The sequence below is a fragment of the Streptomyces sp. TP-A0874 genome, from assembly GCF_001748085.1.
Taxonomy (GTDB): domain Bacteria; phylum Actinomycetota; class Actinomycetes; order Streptomycetales; family Streptomycetaceae; genus Streptomyces.
Genome location: NZ_BBZK01000011.1, coordinates 41,780 through 58,401 on the forward strand (window position 1 = coordinate 41,780; position 16,622 = coordinate 58,401).

A 16,622-nucleotide genomic window follows, 5' to 3' on the forward strand; every position below is an offset into this window, starting at 1 on the left:
AACCCCGCCTTCGCATAAACGTTTCCCCCCGCCACTGAGGAGTGACCCATCATGAGCCGCAAGTCCGTACTGATCGCCGGCGAGTCCTGGACTGTCCACAGCATCCACCACAAGGGGTTCGACAGCTTCACCACCACCGAGTACTCCGAAGGGGTGGGCTGGCTCCGTGACGCGCTCGAGGCCGGCGGCTGGGACGTCACCTACCAGCCCGCGCACGTAGCCGCCACGGACTTCCCGGCCACCGCCGAGGAACTGGACGCCTATGACTGCGTGGTCATCAGCGATGTCGGTGCGAACACCTTCCTGCTGCACCCCGACACCTTCACCAAGTCGGTGGCGCTGCCCGACCGGCTCGCGGTACTCCGCGACTGGGTGTACTCCGGCGGCGGCGTGATCATGGTGGGCGGCTATCTGACGTTCCAGGGGATCGACGGCAAGGCCCGGTACGCCGGAACGGCAGTCGAGGAGGCGCTGCCGGTCACCATGCAGTTGTTCGACGACCGGTCCGAGCGCCCGGCGGGCATCACGCCCTCGGTGGAGATGAAGGACCACCCCGCGCTCTCCGAGGTACCCCCGGCGGACTGGCCGGCCCTGCTGGGCTACAACGTCGTCAAGCCCCGGCCCGAGGCGGATGTGCTGGCCACGGTCGGCGGCGACCCGCTCATCGCCACCTGGGAGTACGGCAAGGGCCGCGGCGCGGTCTTCACGTCCGACTGCGCCCCGCACTGGGCCCCGAGCGCCTTCACCGACTGGGAGGGCTACGCCCCGATGTGGCAGGGGCTGGTCTCCTGGACGGCGGGGCAGAACCGATGAGTGCACCGGCCCTGCCCCTGAACGTGGCCGCCTGGGGAAGGCCCGGGGACCCCGTCTGCCTCTGCCTGCACGGGATCACCTCGAACGCCGCATCCTGGACGGCGGTCGGTCCCCGGCTGGCGGCGCTCGGTCTCCGGGTCCTCGCCCCGGAGCTGCGCGGGCACGGCGAGAGCCCCAAGCCCGCCGGGGGATACGACACCGGCACGCTCCTCGCCGATCTCGGCGCCGTCGTCCCCGACGGGATGGACGTCCTCATCGGCCACTCCTTCGGCGGGTACCTCGCCCAGGAGGGCGTCCTCCGCGGGCTGTTCCGGCCCCGGGCCATGGTGCTGGAGGACCCCGTTTCCCACCAGCCCGACAGGGAGGTGCCCACCGCCATGCTGGAGTGGGACCGCACGAACCTGCCCCGGGACATCGACGGCCTCCTGGCGCTCAACCCCGGGTGGAGCCGCCTGGACGCGGCGGGCAAGCTGCTGAGCCTGGAGCAGACCGACTGGGACGCCGCGCGGGCCGCCTTCGCCGGCAACGCGCCGTGGGACCTGCGGGAGTCCGCGGCCGAGGTCGCCCGCCACGTGCCGACCCGCTGGCTGCTGCCGGGCGAGAGCCGGTTCGTTCCCGCGGCGGACGCGGAGTCCCTGGTCGCGGCGGTCGGGCCGGAGGCGGTGGTCACCGTCCCCGAGGCCGGGCACAGCATCCACCGGGATGCCCTGGACACCTTCGTGACGGTGGTCGACGACCTGTACCGGACGGCGGCCGGGTCATGAGGCGTATCGAGCCGGGCGAGGGCGAGTACGCGTTCACCGTCGGCGGGCGCGAGGCCATGGCGGCCGTGGGGCTGTGGGAGGAGTTCGAGGTCTTCACCGAGGACTGCTTCTCGGGGCGGCTCTCCACCACCTCGGGGAAGCCCCGCGAGGTGGCCCCGTTTCCCCGGGTCAACCCGCTGACCGGGCCCATCGAGCTGACCGGGGTGCGTGCCGGGGATGTCGTGGCCGTCCACCTGAGCGCGGTCGAGCCCGCCCGTGACTGGGGCGTGTCCACGGTCTCCCCCGGCTTCGGCACGCTGTCCGGCACCCGGTTCAGCCCCAACCTCCAGCCGCAGACCGAGGAACGGGTGTGGATCTGGCGGACCGACCCGGCCTCGGGGACGGTGCGCACCACGGTGGACGGCGGGCATGCGCTCGCCGTGCCGCTGCGCCCGTTCCACGGCACGGTCGCGGTCGCACCCGCGCATGGAGAGGTGCGCACCAGCGCTGTGCCGGACGCCTACGGCGGCAATCTCGACCTGCCGGTCGTCGCCGCGGGCACCACGCTGTACCTCCGGGCCAATGTCGACGGCGGTCTGCTGTCCATCGGCGACGGCCACCTCGCCCAGGGCGACGGGGAGTTCGCCGGAACCGCCGTGGAGGGGGCGATGCTCACCCGGCTGCGTGCGGGCGTCCTGTCCGCCGGGGCGGCGCGGGACGCGGACGGCGTGGACTGGCCGCGTGCGGAGACGGACGAGGAGATCGTCTCCATCGGCTGCGGGCGTCCGCTGGAGGAGGCCTACCGGGTGGCCGTGGCGGACCTGGTGCACTGGGTCGCCGGCGTCTGCGGGCTGTCGCGGCTCGACGCCTACCAACTGGTGTCCCAGGGCTGTACCGCACGCGTCGGCAATCTGGTCAATCCCTCGTACACCGTCGCCGTCTCGCTGGCGAAGGAGCTGCTGCCCGGAAAGCCCCGGCTCATGGGCGGCGTCCACGACCGGCTGCGTGCCCCGCGCGGAAAGGAAGGCGAGGCGTGAACCTCAACCGTGAGGTCGTCGTGGTCGGCAGTGTCAACGCCGACCACCGGATCGAGGTGGAGGCGCTGCCGCTGCCGGGCGAGACCGTCCTCGGCGGTCCGGTCACCCTGTTCGCGGGTGGCAAGGCCGCCAACCAGTCAGTCGCCCTGGCCCGGCTGGGCCGCGCGGTGAGTCTGGTCGGCGCCGTCGGGTCGGACGCGGCGGGTCGGCGGCTGCTGGACGGGTTGCGCGCCGAGGGCGTGGATGTGGGCTGCCTGCGGCAGGCCGAAGACGTCCCGACGGGGCAGGCCGTCGTGCTGGTCGACCCGCACGGGGAGAACAGCATCGTCGTCTCGCCGGGAGCCAACGCCCGGGTCGGCGCGGAGGAGATAAGAGCGGCGCGGCAGCGGCTGTCCTCGGCCGCGGTGGTTCTGGCGCAGTTGGAGATCCCCGTGGCGGCCGTGCTGGAGGCGGCCCGGTTGGCTGCGGGCACATTCGTCCTCAACCCCGCGCCAGCGGCTCAGCTGCCCCAGGAGTTGTGGCGCCACGTGGATGTGGTGGTCCCCAACCGGGGTGAGCTGGCCCGGTTGTGCGGCGCCGAGGTGCCGGGGGACACCGCGGAGGTCGTCCGGCTCGCCCGTGAGCTGCCGTGCGAGCGGGTGGTCGTGACGCTCGGTGGCCGGGGGGCCGTCGTGGTGGAGGGGCCGGAGGCGACGCTGATCCCCGCACCCGCCGTGACCGCCGTGGACACCACGGGCGCCGGTGACTGTTTCTGCGGGGCCCTCGCCGACGGCCTCGCCGGAGAGCTCCCGCTGCCGGAGGCCGCGGCCTTCGCGGTACGCGCCGCCTCCCTGAACGTACGCCAGATGGGGGCACAGACCTCCATGCCGACCAGAGCGCAGGTCGAGGCGTTCGCCGCCCCGTCCACCGGTGGCCTGTCCACCGACACGCCGTCCACCGATGAGGAGGCAACGTGAGCACTGGGAACTCCGCGTGCGGGCAGCCGGAGGGCCTGCTGCCCGTCCCCGATGCCGTCTCCCGCGCTACGAGCGCGGCCGGGCCACTGGCCGCGCTCGGCCGGGAGGGCCGGGCGGAACTGCTGGAGGCCATGGCCGCCCGGTTGCTGGAGCGGCGTGAGGAGCTGACCGCCACCGCCCGGCGGGAGACCTTCCTGGCCGAGGACGCCCTGGCGGCCGAGGTGGTGCGGACGGCCGACCAGCTCCGGCTCTTCGCCGAGGTGCTGCGGGAGGGTTCGTACCTGGAGGCGACGGTGGACACCGCCGCGCCGGGTGGCGACGACGCCGACCTGATCCGCCGGTGGCTGGTGCCGCTCGGCCCGGTCGCCGTCTTCGGCGCCTCCAACTTCCCGTTCGCCTACGGCGTGGCGGGCGGTGACACCGCCTCCGCGCTCGCCGCCGGCTGTCCCGTCATCGCCAAGGAGCACCCCTCCCACCCCGACACCTGCCGCCTGGTCCTCAGTGCCCTGCGGGAGGCCGCGGAGAGGGCGGGGACGACCGCCGACGTGGTGACCATGGTCAGCGGCTTCGAGGCGGGGGCCGCGCTCGTCCAGGCACCGCCGGTGCACGCGGTGGGGTTCACCGGTTCGGTCGCCGGGGGCCGCGCACTCTTCGACCTGTGCGCGGCGAGGCCCGAGCCGATCCCGTTCTACGGGGAGCTCGGCAGCGTCAACCCGGTGGTGGTGCTGCCCTCCGCCGGGTCCGCCCGGCCCGCCGGAATCGTCGCGGCACTGGAGGCCTCGCTGCTGGTCAGGGGTGGTCAGGTCTGCACGAAGGGGGGCCTGATCTTCGTCCCGGACCAGTGCGCCGATGTGGTGGACGGTCTGCGGGACCGGCTGGCCGCCGCGCCGGAACCGGTCCTGCTGAGCCCGTCGATCCGGCAGGCGTACCTGGCTGGGACCGCGGAGCGGGCGGCCCTGCCGGGGTGCGAGGTGCTGTTCACCCGGAACGTGAGCGGGGACACCGGCGGCTCCCCCGTGCCTCCGCTGCTCCTCTCGACGGACGTGGAGACACTGCTCGACCCGGGGCACCGGTCGCTGCTGACGGAGTGCTTCGGCCCGTACGCGGTCGTCGTGCGCTACCGGGACACCGCGGAACTCGCCCGGGCCCTGGCCGCGCTGCCCGCCTCGCTGGTCTGCGCGGTCCACGCCGACCCCGAGGACACCTCCGCCGTCCGTGACCTGCTCCCCCTGCTGGCCGCCGGTTCCGGCCGGGTGGTGTGGAACGGGCCGACGGCCGGTCTGCGGGTCGGATGGGCCACCCACCACGGCGGCGGATATCCGGCCTCGACGGCTTCCGGTACGACGAGCGTCGGTGCGGCTGCGATCAAGCGCTGGCTGCGCCCCTCCTCGCTCCAGGGGCTGCCGGCCGAGCTGCTACCGGAGGAGCTGCGGTGCGGCCCCGGGGGTTCCGACTGCCCGGTACCGCTGCGGTTCGACGGGCGCCTGCTCACCACTGACACCGGCGCGCGGGGAGCCGGGGCGTGAGCTACGTCGTCGTCGGGGCCGGCATCGTCGGTCTGTCCGTGGCCAGGGCCCTGCTGCTCAGCAGGCCCGGCAGCGCCGTGACCGTCCTGGACAAGGAGCCGACCGTCGCGGCCCACCAGACCGGCCACAACAGCGGTGTCGTCCACGCGGGCCTCTACTACCCGCCGGGCTCCCTCAAGGCCGTGCTGTGCCGCCGGGGCGTCGGGCTGCTGGAGGAGTACACGGCCGACAAGGGCATCCCGTACCAGAAGCTGGGCAAGCTGCTGGTCGCGCTCGACCGCGACGAGGAGAGCCGTCTGCTCGGCATCCGGGAGCGTGCGCTGGCGAACGGCGTACCCGACATCCGGATGCTCGGCCCGGACGGACTGCGCGCGATCGAGCCCCACGCCACGGGGCGTGCCGCCCTGCACTCCCCGCACACGGCCGTCGTGGACTTCCCCCGGGTCGCCCGCTCCCTCGCCGAGGACATCACCGCCCTCGGCGGGCAGGTGCTGCTCGGTCGTACGGTCCGCGCGATCAACCAGTCGGCGGGCGCGGTCCGGGTCTCCACCGGCGCGGAGCACGTCGTCGCGGACCAGGCGGTCCTGTGCGGCGGGCTGCACGCGGACCGGCTGGCGCGGTTGGCGGGCGGCGCGCCGGGCCCGCGGATCGTGCCGTTCCGGGGCGAGTACTACCGCCTGACCCCGCAGCGGGCGTCCCTGGTCCGCGGGCTGATCTATCCGGTCCCGGACCCGCGTTACCCCTTCCTCGGTGTGCATCTGACCCGCCGGCACGACGGCTCGGTGGACGTGGGCCCCAACGCGCTGCTGGCGCTCGCCCGCGAGGGCTACCGGCACCGCGACGTCGACCTGCGCGACCTGAGGGAGTCGCTGGCCTGGCCCGGGTTGTGGCAGTTGGGCCGCCGGCACTGGCGGACCGGAGCGCGGGAGTTGGCCGGTTCGGTGGTCAAGAGGCGTTTCGTCGCGGCGGCTCGCGCCTACGTGCCCGAGCTGGACCCGGCGGATCTGCGCCGGGCGCCGGCCGGGGTGCGGGCCCAGGCGCTCGACCGCGACGGCGCCTTGGTCGACGACTTCCGCATCGAGACCGTCGACCGGGTCGTCGCCGTCCGCAACGCGCCGTCCCCCGCCGCCACATCGGCGCTGGCAATCGCCGAACACGTCGTCGGTCGCATGCTGACCGGGAGGATCTGAGTGAACGCAGAGGGGACACGGCCGCACGCTCGCGGTGCCGAGGCGGCGGACCTGGCCCGCGCACTGGCCCGGGCCGTCCGCGGTGAGGTGCGCTTCGACACCGCCGAGCGCGTGGTGTACAGCCATGACGCCTCCAACTACCGGCAGATGCCGTTGGGCGTGGTCCTGCCGGCCGATGCCGCCGATGTCCGGGCGGCCACGGCCGTATGCCGGGAGCACGGGGTGCCGGTGGTCGCGCGGGGGGCGGGCACCAGTATCGGCGGGCAGGCCATCGGTCCGGGGGCGGTGGTGCTCGACTACCGACGACACGTCAACCGGGTGTTGTCCGTGGACCCCGAGCGCCGTACCGCACGGGTGGAGCCCGGGACCGTCCTCGACGACCTGCAGGCCGCCGCCCGCCCGTTCGGGCTGCGGTTCGGCCCCGATCCCTCGACGCACAGCCGCTGCACCATCGGCGGGATGATCGGGAACGACGCCTGTGGTTCCCACTCGGTGGCCTGGGGCCGTACCGCTGACAACGTGGAGTCACTCGACCTGCTGCTCGCCGACGGCACCGAGTTGACCGTCGGCGGTCCGGCCACGCCGGAGGAGCGACGTCGGCTGCGCTCGCTTCCCGGCAGGGAGGGCGAGCTGCACCGGGCGCTCCAGGACCTGGCGGGGGACAACCTGTCGCTGCTCCGGCAGGGTTTTCCCACCCTGCCGCGCCGGGTCTCCGGTTACGCCCTGGACGCGCTGCTGCCCGAGCGCGGGTACGACCTGGCGCGGGCGCTGACCGGGAGTGAGGGCACCTGCGCGCTGCTGCTCGGCGCGACGGTCAGGCTGGTCGAGGCGCCGGCCGCACGGGTCCTGTTGGTCGCCGGGTACCCCGACGAGACGGCGGCCGCGGACGCGGTGCCCTCGCTGCTCCCCCTGCGCCCGCTCACCCTGGAGGGCATGGCGGCGGACCTGGTCGCCGCTCTGGTGGCCGCCGGTCCCCGTCCCCCCGCGCTCGACCGGCTCCCGGACGGAGGCGCCTGGTTGTTCATGGAGGTCGGCGGCGACAGTCCGGAGGCGGCGGAGGAAGCGGCCCGGGCCCTGGCCTCGGCGGTGCGGTCGGAGCGCGGCGCGACCGCCGCCGTCCTCACCGACGCCGGTGAGCAACGGCAGCTGTGGGCCATCCGGGAGGCGGCCGCCGGGATCGTCACCCGGCTGCCGGACGGTTCGGAGGCCTGGCCCGGCTGGGAGGACTCCGCGGTTCCACCGGAGCACCTCGGCGCCTACCTGCGGGATCTGCGCAAGCTGATGGCGGGCTTCGGGTTCCAGGGCGTCCCCTTCGGGCACTTCGGTGAGGGCTGCGTCCACTTGCGGGTCGACTTCCCGTTGACCGAAGCCGGTGGCCGGGACGTCTTCCGCCGGTTCATGGAGGAGGCCGCCGACCTCGTGGCCTCGCACGGCGGCTCGCTGTCCGGGGAGCACGGCGACGGACAGGCCCGCGCGGAGCTGCTGCCCCGGATGTACCCGCCGGAGATCATCGACCTGTTCGGCCGCTTCAAGCGGATCTGGGACCCCGAGAACCTGCTGAACCCGGGCAACCTCGTGGACCCGAGGCCACTCGACCGCGATCTGCGTTTCGACCCGCCGCGGGGGCCGCACCGGAGCATGCGCGAACTGCCGCTGGCCTTCCCTTACGACGAAGACGGCGGCAGCCTGACCAGGGCGGTGCACCGCTGCGTCGGCGTGGCCAAGTGCACCGACACCAGTACCGGCGTGATGTGCCCCAGCTACATGGCGACCGGGGAGGAGCGGCACTCCACCCGGGGACGTGCGCGGCTGCTGGCCGAGATGCTGCGCGGCGAGGCGATACCCGACGGCTGGCGCTCCCGCGAGGTGCGCGAGGCCCTGGACCTGTGTCTCGGCTGCAAGGGCTGCTCCAGCGACTGTCCCGTACACGTCGACATGGCCACGTACAAGGCCGAGTTCCTGCACCAGCACTACCGGCGGCGGCTGCGCCCGGCCGCTCATCTCTCGATGGGCTGGCTGCCGCTGTGGCTGCGCGGCGCGGCCCTGGCACCTCGGCTGGCGAACCTGGTGAGCGGACGACCCCGCCTCTCGGCACTGCTCAAGCGTCTCGGCGGGATCGACGGCAGACGTCAGCTACCGGCCCTGCCTGAACGGACGTTCACCCAGTGGTTCCGGGAGTACCGGGCCGAGCACCCGGTGCCGCGGGACGCCCCCCGGGTGCTGCTGTGGCCCGACACCTTCTCGCAGTACATGGAGCCGGAGGTGGCGCAGGACGCCGTGGAGGTCCTCGAGCACCTCGGCTTCGCCGTCGAGCTGCCGGGCGGACAGGTGTGCTGCGGCATCACCTGGCTCTCCACCGGGCAACTGGACACCGCGCGTCGGGTGATGCGGCACACCGCCGGCAACCTGCGGGAGCAGATCGCCGACGGCACACCGATCGTCGGCCTCGAACCCAGTTGCACGGCGGCCCTGCGCGAGGAACTGCCCCGGCTGCTCGGCAACGATCCGCGGCACGGTGAGGTGGCCCGGGCGCTCGGCGCCCGGGTCCGCACCCTGGCCGAGTTCCTGGACGAGCACGCTGACACCGTCGAGCTGCCCCGGCTGCCGCCTTCCGACCGTCAGGCCGTCACCCAGGTGCACTGCCACCAGCACGCGGTACTGGGCACCTCGGCCGACCGCCGGGTCGAGTCCAGGATCGGACTCGACAACGAGGTGCTGGACTCGGGATGCTGCGGACTGGCCGGGAACTTCGGCTTCGAGCGCGGCCACTACGACGTGTCCGTGGCAGCGGCCGAGCGGGTACTCCTGCCGGCGGTGCGCACCGCCGGTCCGGACACCGTGGTGCTGGCCGACGGCTTCAGCTGCCGCACCCAGATCGGCCAACTCGGCAGCGGACGCCGGGCGGTACACCTGGCACAAGTGCTGCGGCGGGCGATCGGAACAGACGGGAAGTGACCCGCCGCGCTTCCGCGCCGCTGCACCCCGCGGCCTTCAGGCGTCGTCCGGAGGGGGAAACCCGTGTACGGCCGGCAGGAGCGGCGCCCCGCGACCGCGCCTGCCGCGCTTGAGGACGTTCGGGCGGCAAGCGCGTCTTGGTGGACGGGGGCTATTCGGGCCAGGCGGAGTTCCTGATGACCTCGACGAAGTCGCCCCGGACGAACCCCGGCACGTGGTGGGCGAGCACATCGGCCTTGACGTTGCCGAAGGTCGTCTCGGGGCGGTCCTTGATGCCCTCGGTGAAGGCCGCCAGGATCTGGGGCTTGAAGTCGGGGCGGGGATGGGCGGCCACCACGGCGGCGCGTTGTTCGTCGGAGACCGCGTGGTAGCCGATGCCCAGCACGTCCAGTTCCACTCCCCTGGTGACCAAGGCGATCTCGGGGGCCATGTGCAGGGGGATCTCCGGCGTGGTGTGCAGGGCGATCGCCGTCCAGACCAGGTCGGCCGCCTCGCCGGTGACACCGTGGGCGTGCAGGAAGCGCCGCGCCTCGTCGGCACCGTCGATCTCGAACCGCTGGTCCGTGCGGCGGAACCGCTCGGTCAGCCCCAGGTCGTGGAACATCGCCCCGAGGTAGAGCAGCTCCGGATCGAACTGGAGCCCCTGTTCGCGTCCTCGCAGCGCTCCCCAGAGGAACACGCGCCGGGAGTGGTCGAACAGCAACGGTGAGGCCACCTCACGGACCAGCTCCGTCGCCTCACGCGCCATGGCGCTGTCCGGGATCGGCACTTCCGCGATCATCTCGCTCATAGGTGTCTCCCTGCACTTCCTCGTGTCGACGGTTCTTCGCCCGCTCTCTTCCAGCATCGCCGAGCACGTACCATGGCGCCATGTCCTTCCTGACAGAAAAACCACGGATTCGGACATGACGAGCCGCGTGGGCTTCATCGTGTTCGACGGTGTGACCATGCTGGACGTCAGTGGACCGGCGGAGGTCCTGCACCAGGCGGGCCGGCTCGGCCACCCCTACGACCTGGTCCTGATCTCCGGACGTGGCGGGGAGGTCAGGACCTCGACCGGGGTGCCACTGAGCGGCACCGTGACGGCGGCCGAGGCCGGCCGCGTCGACACGGTGCTCGTGGCCGGCGGAGACCGCCTGGTCGAGCAGCCGGTGGACGCGGAACTACTGGCCACGACCCGTACCGCCGCCGTGCGGGCGGGGCGCGTGGCCTCGGTGTGCACCGGCGCTTTCGTCCTGGCCGAGCTGGGTCTGCTCGACGGGCGTCGGGCGACCACGCACTGGCGGCACGCCGGCACCCTCGCTCGCCGCCACCCCGGAGTGCGCGTCGAGCCGGACGCGATCCATGTTCGCGACGGACGGTACATCACTTCGGCGGGGATCAGCGCGGGCATCGACCTGGCGCTGGCTCTCGTGGAGGACGACCACGGAGCCGAGACAGCCCGCCGCATCGCACGGGAGTTGGTGGTCTTCCTGCAGCGCCCGGGAGGCCAGTCGCAGTTCACCACGGCCGCCACTCCGCCCGCACGCAACGCCCTACTGCGCACTCTGATCGACTCCGTACTGGCCGATCCGGCCGCCGATCACGATCTGCCGTCCATGGCCCGCACCGTGGCCGTCAGCCCGCGGCATCTGACCCGGCTGTTCCACACCGAAGTGGGCACCACCCCCGCCCGCTGGGTCGAACGGGTCCGACTCGACCACGCCCAACGACTGCTCCTCGACGGTCACAGTGTCACCACCGCGGCCCGGAAGAGCGGATTCGGCAGCGACGAGACACTCCGCCGCGCCTTCGACCGCCATCTCGGCATCACCCCCACCGCCTACCGCCAACGCTTCACCACCAGCAATCCGGCTCCATCAGCGCCGCCACCCGGGGACGGACAACTCCACAACAACTGAAGCGCCTGCTCGAAGAGCCCTGGGCAGCGTGCCGGGCGTCGCGACGGGGGGAATGCCGCCTGACACGGCAGTGGGGCGCCGGTCGAGGCCCCACGCAGCCCGCCGAAAGTCTCTGAACCGCGTCAGAACCTTCATCCGACCGAGTGATTTGCCCCCTCAGGAGCCATACGGGCGAAGCGTTACTGCTGATCATGAGCCAGTGATCCCTGAACACCGACCCACAGCCACCGCGCGTCTCGGCCGCAAGGCCCTTCCCCTGATCGCCGGACTGCTGTCGTGCTCCGCCCTGGCCCTGCCCGCCGGCCCGGCCCACGCCGTCGACGTGCCCGACCGGTGGCCGACGACCGCCTCCGAGGCGAACACCCAGGCCTATCTCGACACGATCCGGGACGACCCCCGCCGGCTGTCCCGCTTCTTCACCGCCCTGCCCAAAGGCGGTGATCTGCACAACCACCTCTCCGGCGCCGTCACCACCGAGTACCTCGTCGAACTGGCCGGCGAGGACGGCCTGTGCATCGACACCGCCACCATGACCGCTGTCCCACCGCCCTGCGGACCCGGCACCCGTCCGGCCACCGACGCACGCACCGACGAGGCCTTCCGCGACGCCATCGTGCGCGAGTGGTCGATGCAGGACTTCCCCGCCGACGGCAACGGACACGACCACTTCTTCGCCACCTTCGGCAAGTTCGGCGAGGTGACCTGGCGCCACCGCGGCAAGCTCCTGGCCGATGTCGCCGACACCGCAGCGACGCAGAACCAGTTCTACCTGGAGACGCTGGTCACCCCGGCCTCGGAGGGAGCGAAGAAGCTCGCCACCGACGTCGGCTGGGAAGACGACCTGGACAGGCTGCACGGCAAGCTCATCGCCGGCGGCAGGCTCGACAAGCTGGTGGACGAGGCCGGTGTGGAGGCCGACGACGCCGACGCCGAGTTCCGCGCCGCCGCGCACTGCGGCACCGAGCGCGCCCAGCCCGGCTGCGACCTGACCGTCCGCTGGATCTCCCAGGTCTCCCGCGGCAGCTCCCCCGAACGCGTCTTCACCCAGATGGCGTTGGGCATGCGACTGGCCGAGCGTGACGACCGGTTCGTCGCCGTCAACCTCGTCCAGCCCGAGGACGGTGAGACCGCCCTGGCGGACTACCGCCTCCAGATGCGGATGCTGAAGTACCTGCGCGGTGTCTATCCGAAGGCCCACCTCACCCTGCACGCCGGCGAGTTGTGGCCTGGCCTGGCCAAACCCGAGGACCTCGCGTTCCACATCAAGGAAGCGGTCACGGTGGCCGGAGCGGAGCGCATCGGCCACGGCGTCGACCTCGTGCACGAAGACAACTGGCAGAAGACCGCCCGCACCATGGCCGCCCGTGAGATCGCCGTCGAGGTCCCCTTCACCAGCAACGCGCAGATCCTCGGGGTCAAGGGCGACGAGCACCCCTTCGCGACCTACCGCCGTTTCGGGGTGCCGGTCGTGCTCGCCACCGACGACCCCGGTGTCTCGCGAACCGACATCGGCCATGAGTACCAGTACGCGGCCAGGACCTACGGCCTGACCTACCCCGAGCTCAAGGACCTCGCCCGCTCCTCCCTGGAGTACGCCTTCCTCCCCGGTCGGAGTCTCTGGGCCGGCAACCCCACCCGTAACGGCTACGTCCCCGTCGGCGCCTGCCGCCACGAACACCCCGGCAGCTCTGCTCCCGGCCCCCGCTGCCGCGCCCTGCTCCGCTCCAGCGAGAAGGCCGCCACCCAGTGGCGTCAGGAATCCGCCTTCCATCGCTTCGAGCACACGGTCACCACACGGCGCTGACCTCGCGTCGCGCAACGGAGCACCCGAGCGTCAGCGATGCTCGGGTGCTCCGTCGTGCGACGCGGCCGGGTACCGGGGCCGACGCCGCGCGCCTGCCGCCGAGAACCGGCTCGGACATCTGGCGGAGACACGGAGAGCGCCGGGTTCAGGCACCTCTCGGGCGGCCGGGCCAGGACCGGCCAGGCGTTGTTCAGCCGTTGCCCGAGCGGGACCGGAGCGGCGGCCGCCCCGGAGGGGCCCGCGGAGCGCCCCTGCCGTCGACGGAGGCCGTTGAGGCAGGGAATCGGATCGTTGGCGGCGATGATCCCCATCAGACGCGTTGGCCTGAGATGTGAGTTGCGTCACCGCCATGTATCCCAGCACCATCCGACGCGTCAGGTGACGCTGGGTAAAATCCCAGCTCAGCACCGGTTACCGACCGTTAATAATACTACGATCCGAATATGCCTCCGTGCTGTGCGTGATATTCGTCGAGCCGCGCATGCGTGTTCGGCCCCCCGGAGCGATTGAGTGGTGTCTCCAACGACGCGGCCTCTCCCGGGCCGCGTCCCGACTTCCTCTCAAGACGGAGGTATGCCCCGTGACTGACGAAGACCCCCGCACGGACGGCACCCGGGCCCGTCCGGCCGTCGACACCGTGCTGCCGCTGCCCCTCGAGTTCGAGGCGCACTACCTCGCCCATCAGGAGGAGTTCCACAACTACGCGCTCTTCTTACTGGGCTCCAACGAGGCGGCTGAGCAGGCGGTCCACCGCGCGGCCCTGGAGACCCTCCACCACTGGGACGCCCTGCTGGCGGAGGACAACCTCCAGCAGCAGATCTGGGCCATCCTCCGGCGGGTCGTCATATCGCAGGCACTGATCGACTTCCGCGAGAACCTGGCCCTGCTGGACGGCGACCTCGGACTGTTCACCGCGCTCGGCAGCCTGCCTCCGCGTCAGTTCGACGCGATCGTCATGCGGTACGTCCTGGGGCACGACACCAAGAGGATCAGCTGGTACATGGGGGTGACCGCAAGCACCGTCGACTACCACTGCCGCAAGGGCAGGGAGCGCCTGTACGCCGCGGTCTACCCGCGCGCCGAGGAGAAGAGGGACCGCACATGACCGCCATGGAACAACTGCTGGCCGACGCCGGGGCGGCGGTGCGCGAGGCCCGACGCCCCTTCGATGTCGCGGCCGGGCTGCGCCGCCTGGCCGAGGACGCCGGTTACGTCGGGCCCGGCAGCTCGGTGCGGAGGAGTTCCCGGGCACGGCGTCGGCTGTCCGCCGTGGCGCGCTGGTCGCTGACCCAGCCGAGCGCCCTGGACCACGTCGAGCGGCTCACCTCCGAGATCGGCGAGGAAGGGGGCGAGGTCACCCGCGCGCCGCTCAAGGACCTGGACGTCGAGGGCGCCCAGGTGTTCGCCTGCCTGCTCTACCTGTCGGACCATCCTGAAAGCGCCCAGTTCTGGTGGCAGCTGGCCGCCGGAGCGGGCCACCTCAGGGCGGCCTACTGCCTCCACCTGCACCACCTGTCCCTCGGTGAGATGAGGGAAGCCGCCTTCTGGGAGGGCCAGCTCCCCCACGCTCCCGACGGCCCGGGGGAGATCCAGAGCACGGGTCACGGCTTCACCCACGCCATCCCCGCCCCGGTGCCCAGCGGGCTGCGGGACGAGCTCGAACGTCTCGCCACCGACGGCGACGTCGGCGTACTGGTCTGCCGTCCGGACCGGCGGCTCGCAGACCGCCTCCAGGACCTCACCGGCCGGCGCTGAACCGTGAGGAGCCCGATCCAGCGGCCACGGTTCCGAGGCCACAGGCCGCTGGCGGGCTCCTCACGAACGCCCTTCCAAGACTGAGAAAGGCCACCTGATGAACCTTACGGCACCCTCCCCCACCACCGACCGGAACCGCCGGTCGGGCCGCGCCCGGAAGTGGCTGGCCCGCTACCGCCGCACGATGGCCGTGAGCCTGGTCCGCGGCGCCTGCTACGGCCTCGGCGCCGGCGCCGCCGGACTCGCCTTCTGGTGGCTGGAGCAAGCCCTGTAGCACCCGGCGCGGCCCGCGGAGGCCGAGGAGCGGTGCGCGGGCCCCGGAGGCGGGCAGGCTCTGCTCAAGCGATCGCCATCACCGCGTCGTCATCGCCGCAGCAGCAGCGAGGTGACGCGGAGTCGACCGCTGTGGATCCAGACGTCCGAGTACTCCACCGGCCGTCCGTCGGCGAGGTAGGTCACCTGTTGCAGGTACTGCACCGGGGCATCGGGCGCCACCGCCAGGGCCTCCGCCACCTCCGGGGAGGCCGCCTCCGCGCTGAAGGTGCGCCGGGCGGTGGTGATCTTCAGCCCGTACTCCCCCTCCAGCACCCCGAAGAGGCTGCTGGAGGCGAAGTCCACCTGCTCGATTCCGGGCGCCAGGTCGGTGCGGACGAAGTTGAAGAGCAGGGCGACCGGTCCCTCAGCCGTGCTCCGCACCCGGACCAGCCTCAGGACCCGGGTGCCGGCGGCCACGTCGAGCAGGGCCGCGACCGGCTTGGGCGGGCTTATCAGGGAGCATTCCCGGACCTCCGTGCTGGTGAGGACTCCCTGGCTGGCGAAATCCTCCGAGAGGGTGCTGAGCTTCTGGGCGATGGCCGGTTCGATCGTCGTGGAGGTGACGAACGTGCCCCGGCCGCGCACCTGCCGCAGCAGGCCCTCGGCGATGAGGGTCGCCAGAGCTCGTCGGACCGTTCCACGGCTGACGCCGAACTCGTGGGCCAACTCCGGCTCGCTCTTGAGGCGGTAGTGCGCCGGCCATTCGCCACTGGCGATGCGCAACCGGATGTGTTCGGAGATCTGGGCGTGGATCGCGGTGGGTGCGTCCCGCCTGATGTCCGGAAGCTCGCCTTCGGCCGTCACGGTCGCGTGTCTCCTTCGATGAGAGTCTGTGGGGCCCACCGTGCCCCGGCCGAGACGGGGCCGCGGCACGGTGGACGGCCGGTCAGTAGCTGACGGTCGAGTCGTCGCCGGTGTCGGTGACGATCGCTATCCCGGCGCTGGTGCCGAGCAGTACGGCACCGGCCCGCAGCAACTCCAGGCCCTGCTGGTAGCTCTTGATCGATCCGGAGGCCTTCACCTTGACGCCGTCTCGCGCTCGGTCAACAAGGTAGCGAACACTCGTCGGATTCGCCGTCTCGATCTGGCCACTGCTGGCGTTCTTCAGGTACGCGGCACCGGCCTCCATGGCCAGCTCGACCGCGATCTCCTTCTCCTCGGCGGTCAGCAGGGGGAGTTCCAGCATGACCTTGACCGGCCCGCCGAAGGCTCGGACCACGCCGGCGATGTCCTCGCGGAACTCCCGGTGCATACCGCTCTTGAGCCAGCCGATCTGCACCCCGATGTCGAGCTGGGTCGCTCCGAGGCGGGCGATCTCGGCCGCCTCGGCTGCCTTCCCTGCGCTGGTCATGACGCCGACGGTGGGGAAGTCCAGGGCCGACGCGACGCCGATCCCCGTGCCGCGCAACTCGGCGGCGACGACGGGGACCCAGGAGGCGGGCACCATCGCGGCGTTGAAGCCGTAGGTCGCGGCCTCCTGCGCGTGGGCGACCATCTGCTCCCGGGTGGCGTCGGACTCGATCCTGGTGTGCTGGATGTAGGGCGCCAGTTCAGCCGCGCTGAGGGGCAGCTCGGCAGTCGCCACAGTGCTGTCGGACACGAGGTCTCTCTCCTTGTGATCAAACGG

Annotated in this window: 15 protein-coding genes; 12 read left to right on the forward strand and 3 right to left on the reverse strand. The window is 72.2% G+C overall.

Features of this window, described 5'->3' with window-relative positions:
• Positions 1–51 precede the first annotated feature (51 nt).
• The 7 genes from BGP73_RS18700 to BGP73_RS18730 are packed head-to-tail and all read left to right on the forward strand — an operon-like array spanning position 52 to position 9,220.
• The gene (locus tag BGP73_RS18700; RefSeq protein WP_069816405.1) at positions 52–813 is read left to right on the forward strand and encodes a glutamine amidotransferase; all 762 of its coding nucleotides are present in this window, start codon (positions 52–54) and stop codon (positions 811–813) included.
• Positions 810–1,577 carry an alpha/beta fold hydrolase gene (locus BGP73_RS18705; RefSeq protein WP_069816407.1) on the forward strand — a complete coding sequence of 256 codons (768 nt, stop codon included), beginning with the start codon at positions 810–812 and terminating at the stop codon, positions 1,575–1,577. The genes BGP73_RS18700 and BGP73_RS18705 overlap by 4 nt, the downstream gene beginning before the upstream one ends.
• Positions 1,574–2,593: an acetamidase/formamidase family protein gene (locus BGP73_RS18710; RefSeq protein ID WP_069816409.1), complete on the forward strand. Its 1,020-nt coding sequence runs from the start codon at positions 1,574–1,576 to the stop codon at positions 2,591–2,593. The genes BGP73_RS18705 and BGP73_RS18710 overlap by 4 nt, the downstream gene beginning before the upstream one ends.
• Positions 2,590–3,549: a ribokinase gene (locus BGP73_RS18715; protein WP_069816411.1), complete on the forward strand. Its 960-nt coding sequence runs from the start codon at positions 2,590–2,592 to the stop codon at positions 3,547–3,549. Before BGP73_RS18710 ends, BGP73_RS18715 begins: the two co-directional genes overlap by 4 nt.
• Positions 3,546–5,075 (forward strand): aldehyde dehydrogenase family protein, encoded by a 1,530-nt coding sequence (locus tag BGP73_RS18720; RefSeq protein WP_069816413.1) that lies wholly within the window; start codon positions 3,546–3,548, stop codon positions 5,073–5,075. The genes BGP73_RS18715 and BGP73_RS18720 overlap by 4 nt, the downstream gene beginning before the upstream one ends.
• Complete coding sequence (gene lhgO, locus BGP73_RS18725; RefSeq protein WP_069816415.1) at positions 5,072–6,265, forward strand: L-2-hydroxyglutarate oxidase; 1,194 nt, start codon at positions 5,072–5,074, stop codon at positions 6,263–6,265. Before BGP73_RS18720 ends, lhgO begins: the two co-directional genes overlap by 4 nt.
• Positions 6,266–9,220: an FAD-binding and (Fe-S)-binding domain-containing protein gene (locus tag BGP73_RS18730; protein WP_170837881.1), complete on the forward strand. Its 2,955-nt coding sequence runs from the start codon at positions 6,266–6,268 to the stop codon at positions 9,218–9,220.
• A 151-nt stretch (positions 9,221–9,371) separates the two neighbouring features.
• Here the strand turns inward: BGP73_RS18730 and BGP73_RS18735 are convergent, their stop codons facing one another.
• Positions 9,372–10,010, reverse strand: a complete 639-nt coding sequence (locus BGP73_RS18735) for an HD domain-containing protein (protein ID WP_069816417.1) — start codon at positions 10,008–10,010, stop codon at positions 9,372–9,374.
• A gap of 115 nt (positions 10,011–10,125) precedes the next feature.
• Here BGP73_RS18735 and BGP73_RS18740 point away from each other — a divergent pair, with 115 nt between their 5' ends.
• From BGP73_RS18740 to BGP73_RS23185, 5 genes are all read left to right on the forward strand, one after another.
• On the forward strand, positions 10,126–11,121 hold the full coding sequence (locus BGP73_RS18740) for a GlxA family transcriptional regulator (protein ID WP_069816419.1): 996 nt from the start codon (positions 10,126–10,128) through the stop codon (positions 11,119–11,121).
• 202 nt (positions 11,122–11,323) lie between these two features.
• On the forward strand, positions 11,324–12,925 hold the full coding sequence (locus tag BGP73_RS18745) for an adenosine deaminase family protein (protein WP_069816630.1): 1,602 nt from the start codon (positions 11,324–11,326) through the stop codon (positions 12,923–12,925).
• 580 nt (positions 12,926–13,505) lie between these two features.
• On the forward strand, positions 13,506–14,030 hold the full coding sequence (locus BGP73_RS18750) for an RNA polymerase sigma factor (RefSeq protein ID WP_069816422.1): 525 nt from the start codon (positions 13,506–13,508) through the stop codon (positions 14,028–14,030).
• The gene (locus tag BGP73_RS18755; protein ID WP_069816424.1) at positions 14,027–14,680 is read left to right on the forward strand and encodes a hypothetical protein; all 654 of its coding nucleotides are present in this window, start codon (positions 14,027–14,029) and stop codon (positions 14,678–14,680) included. Before BGP73_RS18750 ends, BGP73_RS18755 begins: the two co-directional genes overlap by 4 nt.
• A gap of 97 nt (positions 14,681–14,777) precedes the next feature.
• The gene (locus BGP73_RS23185) at positions 14,778–14,954 is read left to right on the forward strand and encodes a hypothetical protein (protein ID WP_170837882.1); all 177 of its coding nucleotides are present in this window, start codon (positions 14,778–14,780) and stop codon (positions 14,952–14,954) included.
• An 89-nt stretch (positions 14,955–15,043) separates the two neighbouring features.
• On the opposite strand, the gene BGP73_RS18760 is transcribed toward BGP73_RS23185, so the two are convergent.
• Together BGP73_RS18760 and deoC are read right to left on the reverse strand one after the other, a co-directional pair.
• Positions 15,044–15,799 carry a GntR family transcriptional regulator gene (locus tag BGP73_RS18760; protein ID WP_069816426.1) on the reverse strand — a complete coding sequence of 252 codons (756 nt, stop codon included), beginning with the start codon at positions 15,797–15,799 and terminating at the stop codon, positions 15,044–15,046.
• 82 nt (positions 15,800–15,881) lie between these two features.
• Positions 15,882–16,595, reverse strand: coding sequence for a deoxyribose-phosphate aldolase (deoC, locus tag BGP73_RS18765; RefSeq protein ID WP_069816428.1), 714 nt, complete (start codon positions 16,593–16,595; stop codon positions 15,882–15,884).
• Positions 16,596–16,622: the final 27 nt, after the last annotated feature.